The 3105-nt window shown below is 29.5% G+C and carries 1 protein-coding gene and 1 pseudogene; both read left to right on the forward strand.

The window, feature by feature from the left end; all coding sequences use genetic code 11:
* Nucleotides 1-135: 135 nt before the first annotated feature.
* Nucleotides 136-1077 (forward strand): NAD(P)-dependent oxidoreductase, encoded by a 942-nt coding sequence (locus Q1X91_RS15290; protein ID WP_300759435.1) that lies wholly within the window; start codon nucleotides 136-138, stop codon nucleotides 1075-1077.
* Nucleotides 1078-1273: 196 nt separating this feature from the next.
* Nucleotides 1274-2841: pseudogene (locus tag Q1X91_RS15295) on the forward strand (peptide ABC transporter substrate-binding protein).
* Nucleotides 2842-3105 lie beyond the last annotated feature (264 nt).

A 3105-nucleotide genomic window follows, 5' to 3' on the forward strand; every position in this document is an offset into this window, starting at 1 on the left:
GATTTCAAAAATTTTATTTCTTCGTCTGTTAAATTAAAATCCATATTTTGATTATACCATAAATTAAAAAATTGACAAACTTAAAAATTTTCAGTATATTCTCTTTTAGATGATGAATTAGAATCTTTTCAGTTAATGGAAAAAAAATATAATACAAAATTTACATTCTATAAACATTATTTAAATATTGATAATGTTAAAGAAGTTCAAGGTTTTGACAGCATAGTTTTTAATGCAAGAGATGAAATAAATGATAAGGTTCTTGACAGATTAAAAGAGTTTGGTATTAAATATATGAGTACAAGATCGGCAGGCTATGATAATATTGATATTGATTATGCTGATAAAATAGGAATAAAAATAGCAAATGTTCCTTCATATTCTCCGAATTCTGTAAGCGAGTTTACAGTACTTTCGCTTCTTGCTCTCATTAAAAATTATAATAATTTGATTATAAACGGATACAATAGAAATTTTATAAGAAATGGGCTTGTAGCAAAGGAATTGAGAAATTTAAATATTGGAGTTATAGGAACAGGAAGAATAGGCACTCTAACTATAAAACATCTTAAAGGTTTTTATCCGAAAAATATATTTGTATATTCAAGAACAGAGAAAGATGAAATAAAAAATTATGCTGAGTATATAAGTTTAGATGAATTATATAAAAATAGCGACGTTATAATATATCATATACCTTTAAACAAAGAAACTAAAGATATGGTATGTAAGGATTCTATAAATAAAATGAAAAAAGGTGTTTATATTATTAATGTAAGCAGGGGCGGTATAGTTAATAATGAAGATTTGCTTGATGGTTTAAAAAGCGGACATATTGGAGGGGCTGCTTTAGATGTGTATACTAATGAAATAGAATATGCTAATAAAGATATAAAAGATATAGTTTTAAAAGACAGTATTATAGAAGAATTATTTAAAATGAAAAATGTTATAATAACTCCTCACTATGCTTTTTATACTGATGAGGCATTACTTAATATGGTCAGCACTTCTATTGATAATATATTTGAATTTATGAATACAGGAAAATGCATAAACAAAATAATAAAGTCTTAATTTATTTAATAACTTTTTATTTTTTTAATTGACTAAGTTCATAAAATTATATAAAATATTTTTACATAGTTTTGATTAACCATTATTTAAGATAGTTAATTGAAATTAGAGAAATAGTTTAATTTTATGGAGTTTATTATGAAAGCTAAAAGGGCATTTTTATCATCTATTATGCATTGGCTTAGTGATATTGTTAATGCTCTCTTCAATATCTTGTTCTAAAGGCAAAAATGAAAATGACGGAATTATCGTTAACCTCAGTGTTGAACCAAAGACTATAGATCCAAGTTTGAATGCACAGATATACGGAGTAATTTATATTTCTCATGTATTTGAGGGTTTAACAGTAAGAGATAGAAATAATAAAATAGTACCAGGGGTTGCAGAAGATTGGGAAATAAGTCCAGATGGAAAAACTTATACATTTTATCTTAGAACTAATTCTACTTGGTCTGACGGAAAACCAGTTGTAGCAGAAGATTTCGTTTATAGCTGGCAGAGACAGGTTGATCCTAAAGTTGCAAGCGAATACAGTTATCAGCATGAACCTGTAAAAAATGCTATGGCTATTACAAGAGGTGGGATGCCGGTAGATTCTTTAGGTATTAAAGCTATTGATGATCATACTTTGGTTGTAGAATTAGAAGCTCCTACTGCTTATTTCTTGGAGGTAGCAGCATTTCCTACATTTGCACCTTTAAGAAGAGATATAATAGAACAATATGGCGACAGCTGGACTTTGAAGCCTGAAACTTATATAGGAAACGGTCCATATATTATGTCTGAACGCAATATCGATGAAAATATTATAATGGTAAAAAATCCTAATTACTGGAATGCCGACAGTATAGTTGCTGAAAAAATAACATTTGTACTTATGCAAAATGGAGCAGCTGCTGTAGCTGGTATAAAAGACGGATCTTTGCATATGGCTTATGAACCTCCTCAGCAGGATATACCTACACTTTTAGAGGAAGGATTAATACAGATTAAGCCTCTTATAGCTACTTATTATTATCCTATAAATGTAACTAATGAATATTTAAAAGATCCTAGAGTAAGAAAAGCATTGCTTTGGCTATAGACAGAAACTATATAGTAGAAAATGTTGCTAAAGGCGGACAAAAACCTGCAAGCGGTTGGATGCCTTATGCGGTTAATGATGTTGACGGCGATTTCAGAATCAATGGCGGCGATTTGTATGATGTATCAAAAGAAGGATATTCTAATAATGTAGAAATGGCTAAACAACTTTTGGCTGAAGCAGGATATCCGAATGGAGAAGGTTTCCCTGTAATAGAGTTTAAAACTGATCCAGGTAATCATGTTGGTATTTTTGAAGCAGTACAGCAAATGTGGAAAGAACATCTTAATATAGATTCTACTATTACTCAAATAGATAATGCATTATTAGGTAAGACTTTACTTGAAAAAAACTTTATGATAGGAAGACTTTATTGGTCTGCAGATTACAGCGATCCTATGTCTATGATGAGTTTGTTTACCAGCTACAATACTCAAAATAACGGAGGATACAGCAATCAGAGATATGATGAGCTTATAGGTGAGGCTATGTCTACTGATGATAATAATATAAGAATGAAAGCTATGCATGAAGCTGAAAAAATACTTATACAGGAAGATATGGGAGCTATACCTATTTATTTCTTTACAGAACCTTTGCTTGTTAATCCTAAATTAAAAGATGTTGTGTATAATCCATTAGGTTTCCATAAGTTTTTCTATGCACATTTAGAAAAATAATATAATATTTATTAAAAATATAGCAGGCGGTATAATTAATTTATACTGCCTGTTTTTTTATATAATTTTTACATTCTACACTTATTTCTTATATATAATAGACTTGTTTCAAAACTATTTTTATTTATAATTGCGGGGACTAGCCCTGCGAAGCACACAGTCGTGCCGCACCCCCACTTCTTTTGGTGACCCAAAGAAGCAAAAAGACTGCATATTCATATATTAAAATGATAAATTATACAACATGTAAAACATACGATTTAC

The organism is uncultured Brachyspira sp. (assembly GCF_949287625.1).
Classification (GTDB): Bacteria; Spirochaetota; Brachyspiria; order Brachyspirales; family Brachyspiraceae; genus Brachyspira.

Bases quoted from the DNA above. Each gene is read 5' to 3' on its own strand.
- Q1X91_RS15290 (WP_300759435.1), top strand. From the start codon at position 136: ATGGAAAAAAAATATAATACAAAATTTACATTCTATAAACATTATTTA.